We start from the raw sequence: 15,447 nt of genomic DNA, 5'->3' as shown, positions 1-15,447 counted from the left end.
TCGCGTACGAGGAAGCGCGGGGTGGGCGAACAGGTGACGGCAGTTAGGCTCCCGGGGTGCTGATCGCCGACCGCTATGAGATCGACGACCTGCCGCTGGGGCGGGGTGGCATGGGTGCCGTGCACAAGGGCCGGGACCTGCGGCTGGATCGGCGCGTCGCGGTCAAGCTGCTGCGGCTGCCCGGCAGCGACGACGAGGTGGCGCAGCGCTTCGCGCGCGAAGCGCGGATCGTCGCCAGGCTGGAACACCCCGGAGTGCCCGTCCTGTACGACTTCGGGACGTTCGAGCAGCGCCTCTTCCAGGTCATGCAGTTCGTCGACGGCGTCACGGTCGCGGACCTGGTCGGCGAGTTCGGCCCGCTGCCGCAGGCCTGGGCCGCGAACATCGCCGCGCAGACCGCCGCGGTGCTGGCCGCGGCGCACGAACGCGGCATCTGCCACCGGGATCTCAAGCCCACCAACCTGATGCTGTGCCCGGACGGGGCGGTGAAGGTGCTGGACTTCGGCCTCGCGCTGCTGCGGGAGAGCGACGTCGCGCCGTTCAGCCGAGCCGGCCAGATCCTCGGCACACCCTCGTACATGGCGCCGGAACAGATCCAGCGCGGCACCGCCGAGCCGCGCAGCGACCTGTACGCGCTGGGGTGCGTGCTGCACGAGATGCTGACGGGCGAACAACTCTTCACCGGGCCGACGGCCTACGCGGTGTTCGACAAGCACGTCAAAGAGGCGCCGCGCCCGGTCGAGGGCGCGCTCGACCCGTTGGTGCAACGGTTGCTGGCCAAGGAACCCGACGGGCGGCCGGCGACGTCGCTGGAGGTTTTCGAGGACCTGCAAGGGTTTGCGCAGGACCCGCCGGCGTTGCCCGGCTTCGTGCGGGACGGCTCGACGGCGATGTACTCGAGCGTGCAGGTCAGGCCGGGATTCGGTTCACTTCGTGATCACCGGTCGCCCATAGGTGCTGCACCGCGTACGCACGCCACGGCCGCCACGCCTCCGAACGCCTGACCAGCGCCGCGGGCGTCGACGGCAGCCCCAAGGCCTCCGCGGCCAGCCGGATCCCGAGATCGGTCGGCAGGAACGCGTCGGGATCGCCCAAAGAGCGCATCAGGATCGACTCCACGGTCCACGGACCGAAGCCCGGCAGCGACGAAAGCCATTCGCGCGCAACGGCTCGGTCCGCGCCGGGAGACAGGTCCAAACCGGACTCGAGGGCATCCAGCAACGCGGCCATCGTGCGACGGCGGGACTCGGGCATCGCCAGCGCCGCGGGATCGAACGACAGCGGGAACAGGTACAGGTCCCCCACCGGCGTACCGAAAGCCGCCACGAGACGTGCGGCGTGCGTGCGCGCGGCCTTCGTCGATACCTGTTGACCCAGCACGGCGCGAATAGCGAACTCCGCGCCGTCGACCGTGCGCGGCACACGACGCCCCGGAGCAGCCGAAACCAACGGCGCCAAAAGAGGATCCGCGGACAACGCCGCATCGACCGCCAATGGATCGGCGTCGAGGTCCAGCAGAAACCGGCAAAGGTCTAGAGCACTAGCCGAATCGCGAGAATCCGACAGTTCCAGCGTGCACGCGACGTGATCCGGGAACGGCCGCAAAGACGCGATGCCGACACCGCGAGGAAGTCGCAAGGATCGCCGATAGACACCGTTCCGCCACTCCTCCACCCCGGGTACGGCGGTGGCGATGAGGTGGCCGAACAGGTTGTCGGGCCACAACGGTGCTTGAAAGTACAACTGTTCCGAGAACGTGGCCGGCGGCATACCCGCCAGCATGACGCCATTCCAATCGGGACGCTGGCGGGAAAGCGACATCATTCCGGACGGGGCCAACCGGGTGACCTGCTTCGCGGCGCGAAAATCCGTGGCTAGGCTGACCGTCGCGCCGTGGCAACAGTTGTCGGTTTCAGCATGGAAGGGCGGCGTCGCGTGCGATGAGAGCGGCCTGGACGCGGTTGTCGCATCGAAGTTTCGTCAGCAGTCGGCTGACGTGGGCCTTGATAGCCCCTTCTGAGAGGTACATGAGCCGTGCGATCCGTGCATTCGCCATGCCCTGCGCCAGGTACACCAACACTTCCTGCTCGCGTCGGGTGAGCAGGCCGATGCGGCTGCGCGCGGCGTCACGGCGTTCCGAGTCGGCGCCGGTGAAGTGGTCGATCAACGCACGCGTCGCGGACGGCGAGAGGATCGCCTCTCCGGCGGCGACGGCGCGCACGGCGTTCACCAACGCGTCGGGTTCGCCGCTCTTGAACAGGAATCCCGCCGCGCCGGCGCGCAACGCGGGGAAGAGCATCTCCTCGGTCGGCGGGGTGCACAGCATGATCACCTGCGTACCCGGCACGTGCCTGCGCACCAGCCGCACCGCCGCGAGGCCTTCCATGCCCGGCATGGAGGCGTCCATCAGCAGTACCTGTGGACGCTGGCGCCGCGCGAGTTCGAGCGCTCCGCCGCCGTCGCCGGCCTCGCCGACCACCACGACGTTGCCGGAACGCTCCAGCACACCGCGTACTCCCGTGCGGATCAGAACCTCGTCGTCGGCGATGCCGACCGTGATCGTGCGCGGTTTGTCCACCAGTTGCAGACCTGCGCTCGCCCACGAGGTGCTCGTCGTCAACGTCATGCGCACTCCCTGTCAGACCGGACCAGTCACCAGTTTGTTCCCGAACGAGGACTCCGGGAAGGCAGGCATAACGAAGAGGTTGCGAACCGTCTCACGCACACGCAGGCGTAACGGGTTGCACATAACGGGTCACCACACACGACCTGCGAGAACGCCGGACCGAGACAGGAACAGCCTGCCGTTACGGCTTGAGGAGAGGGACTCATGACCAGCAACGGACGTTGCGCGCTGTGCGACGGCACGATGCCTCCCGCCACCTCCGAGCAACGCAGGTCCTACTGCTCCAACGCATGCCGCCAACGCGCGTATCGCCGCCGGGTCACCGTGTCCACGGCAACGCCCGTCACCAGGCAGAACATGCGCGTGCTCTCGAACCTGCCCGCCGCGCGCGACACGTTCATCGGCCGCCAGCAGGAGCTCTCGAAACTCGACCAGCTCCTGCGCAGGCATCGTCTCGTTACGCTCGTCGGCAGTGCGGGTGCGGGCAAGACGAGGCTCGCGCTGGAGGCCGCCGGAAGACTGCGGCGCGGGAGAACCGACCGGGTCCTCCTCGTCGCGCTGGGCGAGATCACCGCTTCCCGAGACGTCATGCCAGCCCTCGCTGACGCGCTCGGGGTCACCGTTCAGTCCGACGAACCGTTGCGCGACACCGTGGTCGAGACGCTCGTGAACATGAAAGTGCTCGTGGTCCTCGACAACTGCGAGCACCTCCTCGACACGTGCGCCGAACTCACCGACATGCTGCTCAACCGCTGCCCCGGCGTCCGGGTGCTCGCGACGTCACGCGAAGCCCTCTGGATCACCGGCGAGGTCAGCTTCCACGTCGAGGGTCTGCCTGTTCCCTCAACGGATCGGGACCTGGTCACGATGGCAGCACCACGCTCGGAGGCCGTGAAGCTGTTCGTGGACAGGGCTCGTGAGCGCAAGCCCGACTTCCGGCTGACCCTCGACGACACCGCCGCGGTCGCCCTGTTGTGCGCACGGCTGGAAGGCATGCCGCTCGCGATCGAACTCGCGGCGCGCTGGGTGCAGTTGTTGCCGGTCACGGCCATCTGCGACCGCATGGACGAGCCGCTGGAACTGCTGACGCTGGGCTGCCGCAAGTCGCCGTCGCGCCAGAGTTCGCTGCGCGAGGCCATCGACTGGAGCTACCAGCTGCTGCAGCCGGACGAGCAGTTCGCGCTGCGACGGCTTTCCGTCTTCGACGGCGGGTTCGACCTCGCCGCCGCCAACGAGGTCTGCTCGTCGGAACGCTCCGCGGAACCCGTGCTCGACGTGCTGTCGCGGCTGCAGGCGAAGTCGTTGCTGGCGGCCATCCCCGGTACGACGCGGTTTCGCCAGCTGGAAACGATTCGCTTGCACGCCAGGGAGAAGCTGCTGGCGGCCGGCGAGCTGGACGTCGCCTACGAGGCACTGGCCCGCTGGTTCACGGACCTGTCGGACGTGCTGATCACCGCGCCGCTGTCGATGCCCGCGGACGTGCAGCACAAGCTCGACAACCACGTCGACAGCCTGCTCGGCACCGTCGAGTGGGCGGCCGATCGCGCCGACGAACGGTTGCTGCTGCTCACCGCGGCTCTGGCGGACTGCACCGCTCGGCGCGGACTGCTCGGCCAGGCGCGGGTGATGCTGCGGGACGCGCTGCGGCGACCGTCCACCCGGGACGACTACCGCTGCGTGGCGCTGAACCACGCCGCCAGGTTCGCGGCCGAGCAGGGCGATCACGACGAGGCCGCCGAACTCTCCGCCGAGGCGTCGCGGCTGGTCAGGGACATCGGACAGCCCGCGCTCGTGATGAGCAGCCGCAGCACGCTGGCGGCCGTCCAGCAGTCGTCCGGCGAGTGGGAGGCGTCGGTCGAGAACAACACCGAGTGCCTGCGCGTCGCGGAGTTGCTGGGCGAACCCCTCGCCCGTGCGACGGCGTTGGTCGATCTGGCACGCACGGCGTTGTCGCTGGGCAAACACGAACGCGCCGAGAAGAACGTCATGTCCGCGTTGCCCATCTCGCGCGCGTCAGGCGTTCCCGCGCGCATCGCCTCCGCTCTCAACACGCGCGGCGCCGTCGCGTTGGTGCAGGGCGACCTGGACGAGGCCACGCACGCCTTCCAGGAGGCGCTGCGGATGGACGGCCTCAACCCGATGACCGCGCCTGACGCCCTGGAAGGTCTCGCCGTGGTCGCGTTGACGCGCGGTCAGGCCGAGCGCGCGCTACGGCTCGAAGCGACCGGACGGGCCATGCGCCGGTCTGTCGGTGTGGTGCCGAACCCGTTCTGGGCGGAGAAGGTCGCTGGGGCCATGCGAACCGCACGGCTGATGCTGCCCGTCGCGCGCGCAGAGGCTGCGGCTACCCCGTTGACCGCCGCCGACACCGAGGCGTTCATCCAGGACGAGGTGTGGCTGGACCGCACCGAGGCGGCGTTCGACTCGCTCGACGACCACGAGCGGCGGGTGATCGCGTTGCTGGCGAGCGGGCTCACGAACCAGCAGATCGCGAACCGGCTCAACGTGTCCGTGCGGACCGTGGCCTCCCGGCTGCAGCGGCTGCGGGACAAGCTGGGGCTGCAGAGCCGGGAGGACATCGCGGCCTGGGGTGCGGAGCGCGCTATCGGCTGAGCGTGTAGACGTCCAACCACAGCTGACACATCACCTTCGCCGCCAGCCTGGCGTCGGCGGCCTGGTCGGCGGCGAGCCCGAGCGCCTCGAAGTCGGTGGTCGCGCCGGGAATGGCGAGGACCGTCATCCCGGCCGCGTGCGCCGAACGGATGCCCGGCCCGGAATCCTCGACCGCGAGGCACTGCGCGGGCTCCAGCCCCAGCTTGCGCGCGGCCACCAGGTACGGGTCCGGCGAAGGCTTGCCGTTCGCGACCTCCTCGCCGCTCACGATCACCTGCACGTGCCGCAGGAGCCCGGATGCCGACGCGGCAGCCCGCACGTACCGCCGCGGCGCCGCCGACACCAGTCCGACGGCACCGAGTTCCGCCGCGAGGCCGACGAGTTCCGCGGCGCCCGGCTGAAGCCCGAACGTCCCGCGCGCGATCGCGTCGACCATGCCGTCCACGCACTCCGCCACGGCGCGTTCCGGCGTGAGGCCGTCGCACCGGCCGGCGAGGTAGGCACCCCAGCTCGTCCTGCCCTGGATCGCGGCCCAGTCGGCGCGCGTCCAGGAACGGTCGTGGCGGGCAGCGACAGCGCCGATGACCTGGTTCCAGGTCGCCGCGCTGTCCACGAGGGTGTCGTCGAGGTTGAAGACGGTCGCGAGAAGCGTCACGTCGATCATGGTTGGGGCATGACGCGCGGGGACGCTCGGCGGACTAGCCGGTTTGACCCGATGGTGCGAACTCGCCGGCCTTCACGGAGAGCAGGAACGCGGACCACGAGCCGGGCGCGACAGCGAGGTGGGTGGCGGGGGCCTTGGTGTCGCGGATCCCGACGCCACGGCCGATCTCAACACAGTTGCTGGCTCCGGCGCTGTAGCTGCTCTTGCGCCACATGTGGCGCCTCCTCAGGTCGCTAGCTTGGAGATCCTCTCTCGGGATTCTTCCGCACTCAAAGCGATCCGATCGAGTGCTTTGAGGATCTCCTCGTAGTCCTTGACCGAGTCCTTGCGCTCGATGATGAAGTTGGAGTTCTCGCCCTCCAGGAAGACCATGGGCTCGAACCGGTCGAACCTCATCAGCTCGAAGCTTCCGCAGAGTCCAGCGTGAGCACCCGCGTCAACCGGAACGACCCGCAGCTCGATGTACGGCCGCACCAGCATCATCAGCAGGTGGTGCAACTGTGTGCGCATCGCGTCCTGGCCGCCCACCGGCAGTACCAGCGCCTGTTCGTGGATGTAGAACTTGCACTTGAGCCCCTGCCGGAAGACTTGTTGCATGGCCATACGCGCGGCCACTCGCTGCTCGACCTCATCTCGGGGACAGGTCGCAGACGCGAGGCAGAGTGCCCTGACGTAGTCAGCGATCTGGAGCAGGCCAGGGATCAACAGCGGCATCCAGCTGATGAACGTCGAGGCTGTCCTCAGGTGCTCCTGGAAGGTTCTGATCCGAACCGGCAGAGGAGCACCGTTGTGGTGTTGCCACCAATCCTTCATGTCGGTCTCGCGGTAGATGGTAAGCAGGTGCTCACGTTCGTCCGGCGGTGTGCGGCAGAAGCCGAGGAGAACGGCCAGGTCCACCTCTGAGCAACCGCCCTTGCCGTTGACGAGGTCGGACAACTTCCCTGGGTCCCAGTCGATCTTCTCGCAGATCTCGCGCGCGGTCATGCCCGTGGCGGACAGCGCGGCTCGTACCGCGTCGCCGAACTCGCGCCCGCGCGCCGTGGAGAAACGCTTTGGCATGGAACGAAGTTAGGGCCGACCGTCCTCTTTGTGCAGTCACCGGCCGAAACTCGACCCGAAGGGCTGTCGTCTCGGAACCCCTCCAATGGTTAACCAACTAGACCGAAACAGGACATCCGGACCTTACTAAACCGTTTTCGAACTACTCCATTCGAGTGACGGCAGAGGTCTAGACCTTGACCATTGAGTGGTCTAAACCACATCGTTCCGGTACCCCCTGCGACTGAGGAGACCGATGTCCAAGTCCCGATGGCATCTAGCTGCTCTCTTCGCGGCTGTCGCCGCGATGGTCCTCGGAATCGTCGTCGTGCCCGCTGCTAGCGGCGCCGGTGGCGTTTCCGCCACGTTCTCCAAGGGTTCTGACTGGGGAACGGGCTTCGAGGGCAAGTACACGATCAAGAACAACAGCGCGGCGGCCCTGACCGCGTGGACCGTCGAGTTCACGCTCCCCGCCAACCACAAGGTCACCTCGCTGTGGGACGGCTCGTACACGACGAGCGGTCAGACCGTCACGGTCAAGAACACCTGGAACGGCAGCATCGGTGTCGGCGGGACGGTGAGCTTCGGCTTCAACGGCTCCTACTCCGGCACGTTCGGTGCGCCGACCAACTGCAAGCTCAACGGTGGCTCGTGTGAGGCCGGCGGGACCGACCCGACGACGACCACGACGACCAGCACCACGACTACGACCACCACCACGACGACCACGACCGGCCCGCCCCCGCCTCCGGGGAAGATCAACCTGGGCTACTTCGCGGAGTGGGGTGTCTACCCGGCGCGCAACTACCAGGTGAAGAACATCGACACCTCCGGTTCGGCGTCGAAGCTCACGCACATCAACTACGCGTTCGGCAACGTGGTCGGCGGCAAGTGCACCATCGGCGAGACCTACCCTGCCATCGAGAAGTCGATGACGGCGGCGGAGAGCGTCGACGGCGTCGCTGACACCTGGGACGCGCCGGTGCGCGGCAACTTCAACCAGCTGCTCAAGCTGAAGAAGAAGTACCCGCACCTCAAGGTGCTGTACTCGTTCGGCGGCTGGACCTGGTCCGGTGGCTTCGGCGATGCGTCCAAGGACCTGAACACGTTCGTGAACTCCTGCTACAACCTGCTCAAGGACCCCCGCTGGGCGGGCCTGTTCGACGGCATCGACATCGACTGGGAGTACCCGAACGCCTGTGGTCTGAGCTGCGACACCAGTGGTCGGGCGGCGTTCGCGAACATGGCGTCGGCGCTGCGCACCAGGTTCGGCCAGAACTTCCTCGTGACCGCGGCCATCACGGCTGACGGTTCCGCCGGCGGCAAGATCGACGCCGCCGACTACGGTCCCGCGGCGGCGCACCTCGACTGGTACAACGTCATGACGTACGACTACTTCGGTGCGTGGGCGGCTCAGGGCCCGACGGCTCCGCACTCCCCGCTGACGTCGTACACCGGCATCCCGCAGGCCGGCTTCAACTCCGAGGCCGCGATCTCCAAGTTGCGCTCCAAGGGCGTTCCGGCCAGCAAGCTCCTGCTCGGCATCGGCTTCTACGGCCGTGGCTGGACGGGTGTGACGCAGGCTGCCCCCGGTGGCACGGCGACGGGTCCGGCTCCGGGCACCTTCGAGGCGGGTATCGAGGACTACAAGGTCCTGAAGACCAAGTGCCCCGCCACCGGCACCGTCGCCGGTACGGCCTACGCGTTCTGCAACGGCCAGTGGTGGAGCTACGACACCCCGCAGACGATCACCAGCAAGATCCAGTGGGCACGCGGCCAGGGTCTCGGCGGCGCGTTCTTCTGGGAGCTCACGGGTGACACCGCGAACGGTGAGTTGATCACAGCGATGAAGAACGCCCTCGGGTAGTCCTTCTCAACGCCGGGAGGGGAGCTGGGTCAACCCAGCTCCCCTTTTGTTTTGCCGGAAAGTCAGCAGAACACCTGGTCCAGCAGCCTGCGGTAGCCGTCGCCAGGGGTACCGCCGTCGGCGGCCTCGGTGATGGACAGTTCGAGGCGCTTGCCGTTCGGCGAGCCGACCATCATCGTCCCGTAGCCGTGGATCTGGCCGTCGTGGCCGTAGATCTTCGTACCGCAGGGCAACGACGCGACCGCGACGCCCAGGCCGTAGTCAGGGCTCACCGCCGACGTCTTCGTCAGCTCCTTCTGCTGCACGGGTTCGAGCAGCTTTCCGGCCAGCAGGGCCGTCAGGAACGTGTCCAGGTCGCGGGTCGTCGAGATCATCTCCCCCGCCGCCCAGCCCCACGACGGGTTGAGCCGCGTGACGTCCACGGGCTTGCCGGAGGCATCGGGGTAGTAGCCGTGCGCGTGCGGTCCGGGCACCTCCACCGAGTTCCTCGGCAGCACAGTGTCCTTGAGTCGCAACGGCTTGAGGATCCGCTGCTCGACCTCATGCTGGAACGGCCTGCCGGTGACCTTCTCGACCAGCAGGCCCGCCACGACGTAGTTCGTGTTGGAGTAGCTCCATCGCGTGCCGGGCTCGAAGTCGAGCGGCTTGCCCGTGGAGAACGCGAGCAGCTCCTGCGGCGTCCAGGTCCTGAAGCGGATCGACGGGAACCCGGCCGGGTCGAGCGGCATCGAGTCCGTGTAGTTGTGGAGGCCGCTGGTGTGCTGCAACAACTGCCGGACGGTGATGCGGTTGTCGACCAGGCCGGGCAGGTGGCGCGACACCGGCGCGTCCAGGCCGAGCTTCCCCTCCCCCGCGAGCTGCAGGACCACGGTCGAGACGAACGGCTTGGTGACGCTGCCGATGCGGAAGGTTCCGTTGTTCGGCACGGGTTTGCGAGAGCCCAGCTCGGCGATGCCGGAGCGGACGGTGTCACGGCCGTTGATCCGCGCCTGGATGCCCAGTGCGCCACCGGACTTCGTCAGCTGGTCCATGATCTCCTGCACGGCACCCTGCCGGGCCGGTGCCGCGGAGGCGACACCGGCCGTGGCGAGCAGGGTGGCCGCGGTGAGTGCGGCTACCAGTCTCATGATCAGCAGAAGACCTCGGTCAGGAGCTTGTTGAAGGCTTCACCGGGGTCGCCGTCGGTGGGCCCGCTGGTGGCGTTCATCTCGAAGCGCTTCTTGCTGTCCGGCGTGGTCAGCAGCTGCGACGAGTAGCCGGGGATGCCGCCGCCGTGGCCCCACACCTTGGTGCCGCACGGCAGGGTCTCCACCTGCAGGCCGAGACCGTACTGCGGGCTCACGGCCGTGGTCTTGCTGATCTCCTGCTGTTGCGCGGGCTTGAGCAGCTTGCCGCTCGACAGGGCGGTGATAAAGGTGTCGAGGTCACGCGTCGTGGAGATCATCTCGCCGGCGGCCCAGGCGACCGACGGGTTCATGCGGGTGATCTCGGCCGGCTTGCCCGCCACGGTCCAGTAGGCGCGGGCGTGCGGGCCGCTGATGCCGACCTTGCCGCCCGGCACCTCGGTGTCGTTGAGGCGCAACGGCTTCAGGATCCGCTGCTCGACGGCCTTCTCGTACGGCTTGCCGGTGATCTTCTCGACCAGCAGGCCGGCGACGACGTAATTGGTGTTGGAGTAGCTCCACTGCGTGCCGGGCTCGAAGTCGAGCGGCTTCGAGGTCGAGAGTGCGAGGAGCTCCTGCGGCGACCAGTTCTTGTAGCGGATCTGCTCGAACTCGTCCGGGCTGAGCGGCAACGTGCTGGTGTAGTTGAAGAGTCCGCTCGTGTGCTGCAGGATCTGGCGGACGGTGATGCGGCTGTCGACCAGGCCGGGCAGGTAGCGGACGACCGGTGCGTCCAGGTCGACCTTCCCCTCGCCGGCGAGCTGCAACGTCACCGTCGACACGAACGTCTTGGTGATGCTGCCGACGCGGAACCGGCCGTTCTCCGGCACCGGCCTGGCACTGTTCAGGTCGGCCTTGCCGGAACCGGCGGTGAAGCGCTGCCGCCCGTCCGTGATCCTGGCCTGCACGCCGAGCGCCGCCCCGCTCTGCGTGATCTGGTCCAGAGCCTGCTGGACGACCTGGCGGTCGACGCTCGACGTGTCCGCCGACGCGACGCCCACCGTGGTCAGAGCCAGCAGGCTCGTCGCGGTGACTGTGGCTACCAATCGAATCCCCATGCGCACACCTTGTCGGGGCAGGGCACCGGCGCGCATCCACCTTCAGTCGTACGAAGGCCCTAGGGGTTTTGCTGAGAACGTCGGCGAAAGACCCTTGCTCCGTTCAGCAGAAGAGCGTGTCCCCATGCCTCCACACTGCTTCAGTACGGCTGTTTCGCCGCATTCATGGCCGAAACGAGCATGGGACGCACTTTCGGCCAATGCACGTCCTTCTGGCAGGAGAACGGCGGCAGGAAGCCGCCGCACCTGCCGGAGCCGGCGCCGATCTCCCAGACGAAGCTCGGCACGCCCAGGTCGTCGTACACCCAGTCGTCGGTGGCTCCGGACGCGTTGTAGAGCACCTCGCCCGGCTGGCCGGCCGTGAAGCCGGACAGCGCGGCCATGTCGTTCGCGATCCGGCGCAGGGCGGCGTCGTTGCCTGTCTTCTGCGTGCTCCAGCCCCACGGGAAGAGCACGTAGTCGCCGTAGCTGTGCATGGAGATCACGGCGCCGGTCGTGTCGGCGGAGGCCGCCGCGGTGTCGCCCGGCGCGCGGGTGTCGCGGTAGAGCTTGCGCCACAACGACTCCAGCGCCTGCACCTCCACCTCCGAGTCGGCGCGCGAGCCGCGGTAGGTCTCGCTGCACTTGTTCGTGGACGAGCCGACCTCGCCCCAGTGCGAGCCCGCGTTGCGGTTGAGGTCGACGCCGCGCGGGCCGGAGGTGCACGTGCCGTTGGCGTTCTTGCGCTGCAGCACGGGCGAGTCGCCGCCGGACTCGACGATCTCGACGCCGTCCGGGTTGGCGATCGGGACGACCCAGACCTCCAGGTCACCGAGCATCGTGGTGAGGTTCGAGCCGACCAGGTCGTCGATGAACCGCCACGCCATGTCGCCGGTGGTGATCTCGCGGGCGTGCAGCTGACCCATCACGAACAGGCGCGGTTTCGGCGCGGTGGGCGTCAACGCGCAGTCACCTGGGCTCTTCCGGGTGATGCAGATGGCTTTCAGGTCGTGTCCGCCGCTGCCCTGGGTCTTGCGCCAGGAGTCGCCGTAGTCGACGACGGTCGCGAGCCCGGGGTGTGCCCGGGCGACCTCGTCTAGGTGGGCGAGCTGCGCGGTGATGGTCCGGTAGCCGCCGTAGTACGTCGTGTCTCCGAGTGAACGTGGTGCCCATTGAGCCGGGGGCATCGCCGTCTCGACAGTGGACGGGAAGCCGTCGGCGCGGAGCTCCTGTGAGGTCTGCGGGTCGCCGACGACGAACAGGTCGTCGCCGTCGCGCTGCTCCAGCACGTCGTAACCGAGGCCCAGCAACCGTTGCGCGGAGTCACCCAGCGGTGCGGGCACACGCAGCACGTATGTCGCTTGTGGACCCTCCGCTGGAGCCGGGGCGGGACTGAACAGGAGGGCCAGACAGGCGAGCAGGGCGACGGCGGTCCGCATGATCAACGATGATCGACTGTTCGGCCGAGTACCGCCAGTCCGTTCGACCGACCGGATGACTACCGTTCGGTGCTGAGGCGGTGGGCCAGTGCCGTGTGGCGGCGGCCCGCGCCGACGGTGCGCACGGCCTGGCCGATGGCTCTCTTGCTGCCCACGAGCACCACGAGCTTCTTCGCGCGCGTGACGGCGGTGTAGAGCAGGTTCCGTTGCAGCATCATCCACGCGCTGGTCGTGATCGGGATGACCACGCACGGGTATTCGCTGCCCTGTGAGCGGTGGATGGTCATGGCGTAGGCGTGGCTGAGCTCGTCCAGCTCGGAGAACTCGTAGTCGACCTCCTCGTCCTCGTCGGTGCGGATGGTCAGCTTCTGCTCGACGGTGTCGAGCGCGATGACGACGCCCAGGGTGCCGTTGAAGACGCCGTTCTTGCCTTTGTCGTAGTTGTTGCGGATCTGGGTGACCTTGTCGCCGAGCTTGAACACCCTGCCGCCGAAGCGCTTCTCCGGCAGGTTGTCGCGGGAGGGCGTGAGGGCTTCCTGGAGCACTGTGTTGAGCGCGCCCGCACCGGCCGGGCCGCGGTGCATCGGGGCCAGGACCTGGATGTCCTTGCGCGGGTCGAGGCGGAACTTGCGCGGGATGCGGTTCGCGACGACGTCGACGGTCAGCGTGGCCGCGTCCTCGGCCTCGTCGGCGCTGAAGAGGAAGAAGTCCGGGAGTCCCTGGATGATCGGGTAGTCGCCGCTGTTGATGCGGTGGGCGTTCGTGACCACGCCGGACTCCTGGGCCTGGCGGAAGATGTGCGTCAGGCGGACGTTCGGGATCGGGCTGCCCTGTGCCAGCACGTCCCTGAGCACCTCACCCGCGCCGACGGACGGCAGCTGGTCGACGTCGCCGACCAGGAGGAGGTGCGCTCCGGGCGGGACGGCCTTCACGAGTTTGTTGGCCAGCAACAGGTCCAGCATCGAGGCCTCGTCGACGACCACCAGGTCGGCGTCGAGTGGGTGGTCGCGGTCGTACGCCGCGTCGCCGCCGGGCCTGAGTTCTAGCAGGCGGTGGACGGTCCGGGCCTCGTGGCCGGTCAGCTCGGCGAGGCGTTTCGCGGCGCGTCCGGTGGGAGCGGCCAGGACGATCTTGGCGCCTTTCGCCTGGGCCAGGCGGACGATCGAGCGGACCGTGAAGCTCTTGCCGCAGCCGGGGCCGCCGGTCAGCACGGCGACCTTCCGCGTCAGAGCCAGCTTGACCGCTGCCGCCTGGTGTTCCTCGAGGTCGCTGCCGAGCCAGGCGAGTGCCTTGTCCCAGTCGACGGTGGCGAAGCTCGGCATCCGGTCGGTGTCCGCGTGCAGCAGGCGTTTGAGCTGCGCCGCCATCGAGATCTCGGCGCGATGGAACGGGACCAGGTAGACGGCGATCTCGTCGTCCGGGAGCTCCTCGCGGACCACGCCTTCTTCCTCGACGAGCTCCGCCAGGCAGTCGATGACCAGGCCGGTGTCGACCTGGAGGATCTTGATGGCGTCCGCGATGAGGGCCTGCTCCGGCAGGTAGCAGTTGCCGTCGGTGGTGGCCTCCGAGAGCGTGAACTGCAGGCCTGCCTTGACGCGTTGCGGGCTGTCGTGCGGGATGCCGACGGCCTTCGCGATCACGTCGGCGGTCTTGAAGCCGATCCCCCAGACGTCGCCTGCCAGCCGGTACGGCTCCTCCCGGACGACCTCGATGGCCTTGTCCCCGTACTGCTTGTAGACGCGGACGGCGAGGCTCGTGGATACGCCGACGCCCTGCAGGAAGACCATGACCTCCTTGATGGCCTTCTGCTCCTCCCAGGCGTCCGCGATGAGCTTGGTGCGCTTGGGGCCGAGCTTCGGGACCTCGATCAGGCGTTCCGGAGAGTGCTCGATGACGTCCAGGGCGTCCACGCCGAAGTGGGTGACGATCTTGTCCGCCAGCACCGGGCCGATGCCCTTGATCAGGCCGGAGCCGAGGTAGCGGCGGATGCCCTGGATCGTCGCGGGCAGGATCGTCGTGTAGTCGTCGACGTGGAACTGCTTGCCGTACTGCGGGTGCGAACCCCAGGTACCGCGCATGCGGATCGACTCGCCGGGTTGCGCGCCGAGCAGCGCGCCGACGACCGTGACCAGGTCACCGCGGCCGGTGTCGACCTTGGCGACGGTGTAGCCGTTGTCCTCGTTGGCGTACGTGATCCTCTCCAGGACCGCTTCGAGGACGTTCATGGTGCGAACCTACAGCGCGGGTCTGCACACGATCTTCACAACTTGTTCCGGCGTCCTCCACGACATACCCATAAAGTCGCCGTCATGACAGGTCAGCGCAGGGTGCTCGTCGTGGAGGACGACATCACGATCGCCGAGTCCGTGGCCGTGCGGCTGCGGGCCGAGGGGTTCCTGGTGTCGGTGGCTCATGACGGGCCCTCCGGGGTCGCCCAGGCGGCCGCGTTCCTCCCTGACCTGGTCGTTCTCGACGTGATGCTGCCGGGGTTCGACGGACTCGAGGTGTGCCGGCGGATCCAGGCGTCGCGGTCGGTGCCGGTGCTGATGCTGACCGCGCGGGGGGACGAGACCGATCTGCTGGTCGGGCTCGCCGTGGGGGCGGACGACTACCTGACGAAGCCGTTCTCGATGCGCGAGCTGGCGGCACGGGTGCACGTGCTGCTGCGCCGGGTGTCGCGGGCGACGTCGACGCAGTCGATGGAGCTGGGTGATCTGCTGATCGACCTGGCTTCGCGGCGGGTGTCGCGGTCCGGGGTCGAGGCCCATCTGACGCCCACCGAGTACGACCTGCTGGTGTTCCTGGCCGAACGGCCGTCCGCCGTGCAGGCCAGGGAACGGTTGCTGGCGGAGGCGTGCGGGTGGCACGAGGGGGCTTCGTCGCGGACGGTCGACAGCCACGTGAAGGCGCTGCGGCGCAAGCTCGGGGCCGACCTGATCCGGACCGTGCACGGGGTGGGGTACGCGCTGGAGGTACCCGTGAAGAAGGTGTCCTCGTGAG

13 protein-coding genes are annotated in these 15,447 nt (G+C 68.1%); 4 read left to right on the top strand and 9 right to left on the bottom strand.

The window, feature by feature from the left end; all coding sequences use genetic code 11:
- The first annotated feature begins 56 nt into the window (after positions 1-56).
- Positions 57-1,004: a serine/threonine-protein kinase gene (locus IG04_RS0112100; protein ID WP_084400926.1), complete on the top strand. Its 948-nt coding sequence runs from the start codon at positions 57-59 to the stop codon at positions 1,002-1,004.
- On the opposite strand, the gene IG04_RS45145 is transcribed toward IG04_RS0112100, so the two are convergent.
- Together IG04_RS45145 and IG04_RS0112090 are read right to left on the bottom strand one after the other, a co-directional pair.
- Complete coding sequence (locus IG04_RS45145) at positions 910-1,821, bottom strand: DNA-3-methyladenine glycosylase family protein (RefSeq protein WP_245815938.1); 912 nt, start codon at positions 1,819-1,821, stop codon at positions 910-912. The two genes, IG04_RS0112100 and IG04_RS45145, sit on opposite strands and share 95 nt — an antisense overlap.
- Positions 1,822-1,912: 91 nt before the next feature.
- On the bottom strand, positions 1,913-2,626 hold the full coding sequence (locus IG04_RS0112090; RefSeq protein WP_084400924.1) for a response regulator: 714 nt from the start codon (positions 2,624-2,626) through the stop codon (positions 1,913-1,915).
- A gap of 204 nt (positions 2,627-2,830) precedes the next feature.
- Here IG04_RS0112090 and IG04_RS0112085 point away from each other — a divergent pair, with 204 nt between their 5' ends.
- Entirely contained in the window at positions 2,831-5,239 is a 2,409-nt protein-coding gene (locus IG04_RS0112085; RefSeq protein WP_030476694.1) for an ATP-binding protein, read from the top strand.
- Here IG04_RS0112085 and IG04_RS0112080 read toward each other — a convergent pair.
- From IG04_RS0112080 to IG04_RS0112070, 3 genes are read right to left on the bottom strand one after another with little or no spacing between them, the layout of a single operon-like run.
- Positions 5,229-5,894: an HAD family hydrolase gene (locus IG04_RS0112080; protein WP_084400962.1), complete on the bottom strand. Its 666-nt coding sequence runs from the start codon at positions 5,892-5,894 to the stop codon at positions 5,229-5,231. The two genes, IG04_RS0112085 and IG04_RS0112080, sit on opposite strands and share 11 nt — an antisense overlap.
- A gap of 43 nt (positions 5,895-5,937) precedes the next feature.
- The gene (locus IG04_RS0112075) at positions 5,938-6,117 is read right to left on the bottom strand and encodes a DUF397 domain-containing protein (protein WP_030476692.1); all 180 of its coding nucleotides are present in this window, start codon (positions 6,115-6,117) and stop codon (positions 5,938-5,940) included.
- Between the two features lie 11 nt (positions 6,118-6,128).
- Positions 6,129-6,962, bottom strand: a complete 834-nt coding sequence (locus tag IG04_RS0112070; RefSeq protein WP_030476691.1) for a helix-turn-helix domain-containing protein — start codon at positions 6,960-6,962, stop codon at positions 6,129-6,131.
- Between the two features lie 235 nt (positions 6,963-7,197).
- Here IG04_RS0112070 and IG04_RS0112065 point away from each other — a divergent pair, with 235 nt between their 5' ends.
- The gene (locus IG04_RS0112065) at positions 7,198-8,808 is read left to right on the top strand and encodes a glycosyl hydrolase family 18 protein (protein WP_030476690.1); all 1,611 of its coding nucleotides are present in this window, start codon (positions 7,198-7,200) and stop codon (positions 8,806-8,808) included.
- Positions 8,809-8,870: 62 nt separating this feature from the next.
- Here IG04_RS0112065 and IG04_RS0112060 read toward each other — a convergent pair whose 3' ends face one another.
- The 4 genes from IG04_RS0112060 to recD2 all read right to left on the bottom strand — a co-directional run bounded on the left by IG04_RS0112060 (position 8,871) and on the right by recD2 (position 14,672).
- A complete protein-coding gene (locus IG04_RS0112060; protein WP_030476689.1) occupies positions 8,871-9,935 on the bottom strand; it encodes a serine hydrolase domain-containing protein in 1,065 nt (354 codons plus the stop codon).
- A gap of 2 nt (positions 9,936-9,937) precedes the next feature.
- Positions 9,938-11,029, bottom strand: a complete 1,092-nt coding sequence (locus tag IG04_RS0112055; RefSeq protein WP_030476688.1) for a serine hydrolase domain-containing protein — start codon at positions 11,027-11,029, stop codon at positions 9,938-9,940.
- Between the two features lie 140 nt (positions 11,030-11,169).
- Positions 11,170-12,447, bottom strand: coding sequence for a M14 family zinc carboxypeptidase (locus IG04_RS0112050; protein WP_030476687.1), 1,278 nt, complete (start codon positions 12,445-12,447; stop codon positions 11,170-11,172).
- Between the two features lie 59 nt (positions 12,448-12,506).
- Positions 12,507-14,672: an SF1B family DNA helicase RecD2 gene (gene recD2 / locus IG04_RS0112045; RefSeq protein WP_030476686.1), complete on the bottom strand. Its 2,166-nt coding sequence runs from the start codon at positions 14,670-14,672 to the stop codon at positions 12,507-12,509.
- Positions 14,673-14,756: 84 nt separating this feature from the next.
- On the opposite strand from recD2, the gene IG04_RS0112040 reads away from it, so the two are divergent.
- On the top strand, positions 14,757-15,446 hold the full coding sequence (locus IG04_RS0112040) for a response regulator transcription factor (RefSeq protein WP_084400923.1): 690 nt from the start codon (positions 14,757-14,759) through the stop codon (positions 15,444-15,446).
- Position 15,447 lies beyond the last annotated feature (1 nt).

It is taken from the genome of Lentzea albidocapillata, assembly GCF_000719115.1.
GTDB classification, from domain to species: Bacteria; Actinomycetota; Actinomycetes; order Mycobacteriales; family Pseudonocardiaceae; genus Lentzea; species Lentzea albidocapillata.
Note: the sequence above shows the minus strand (reverse complement) of the source record. Positions and strands in the feature narration are given on the sequence as shown.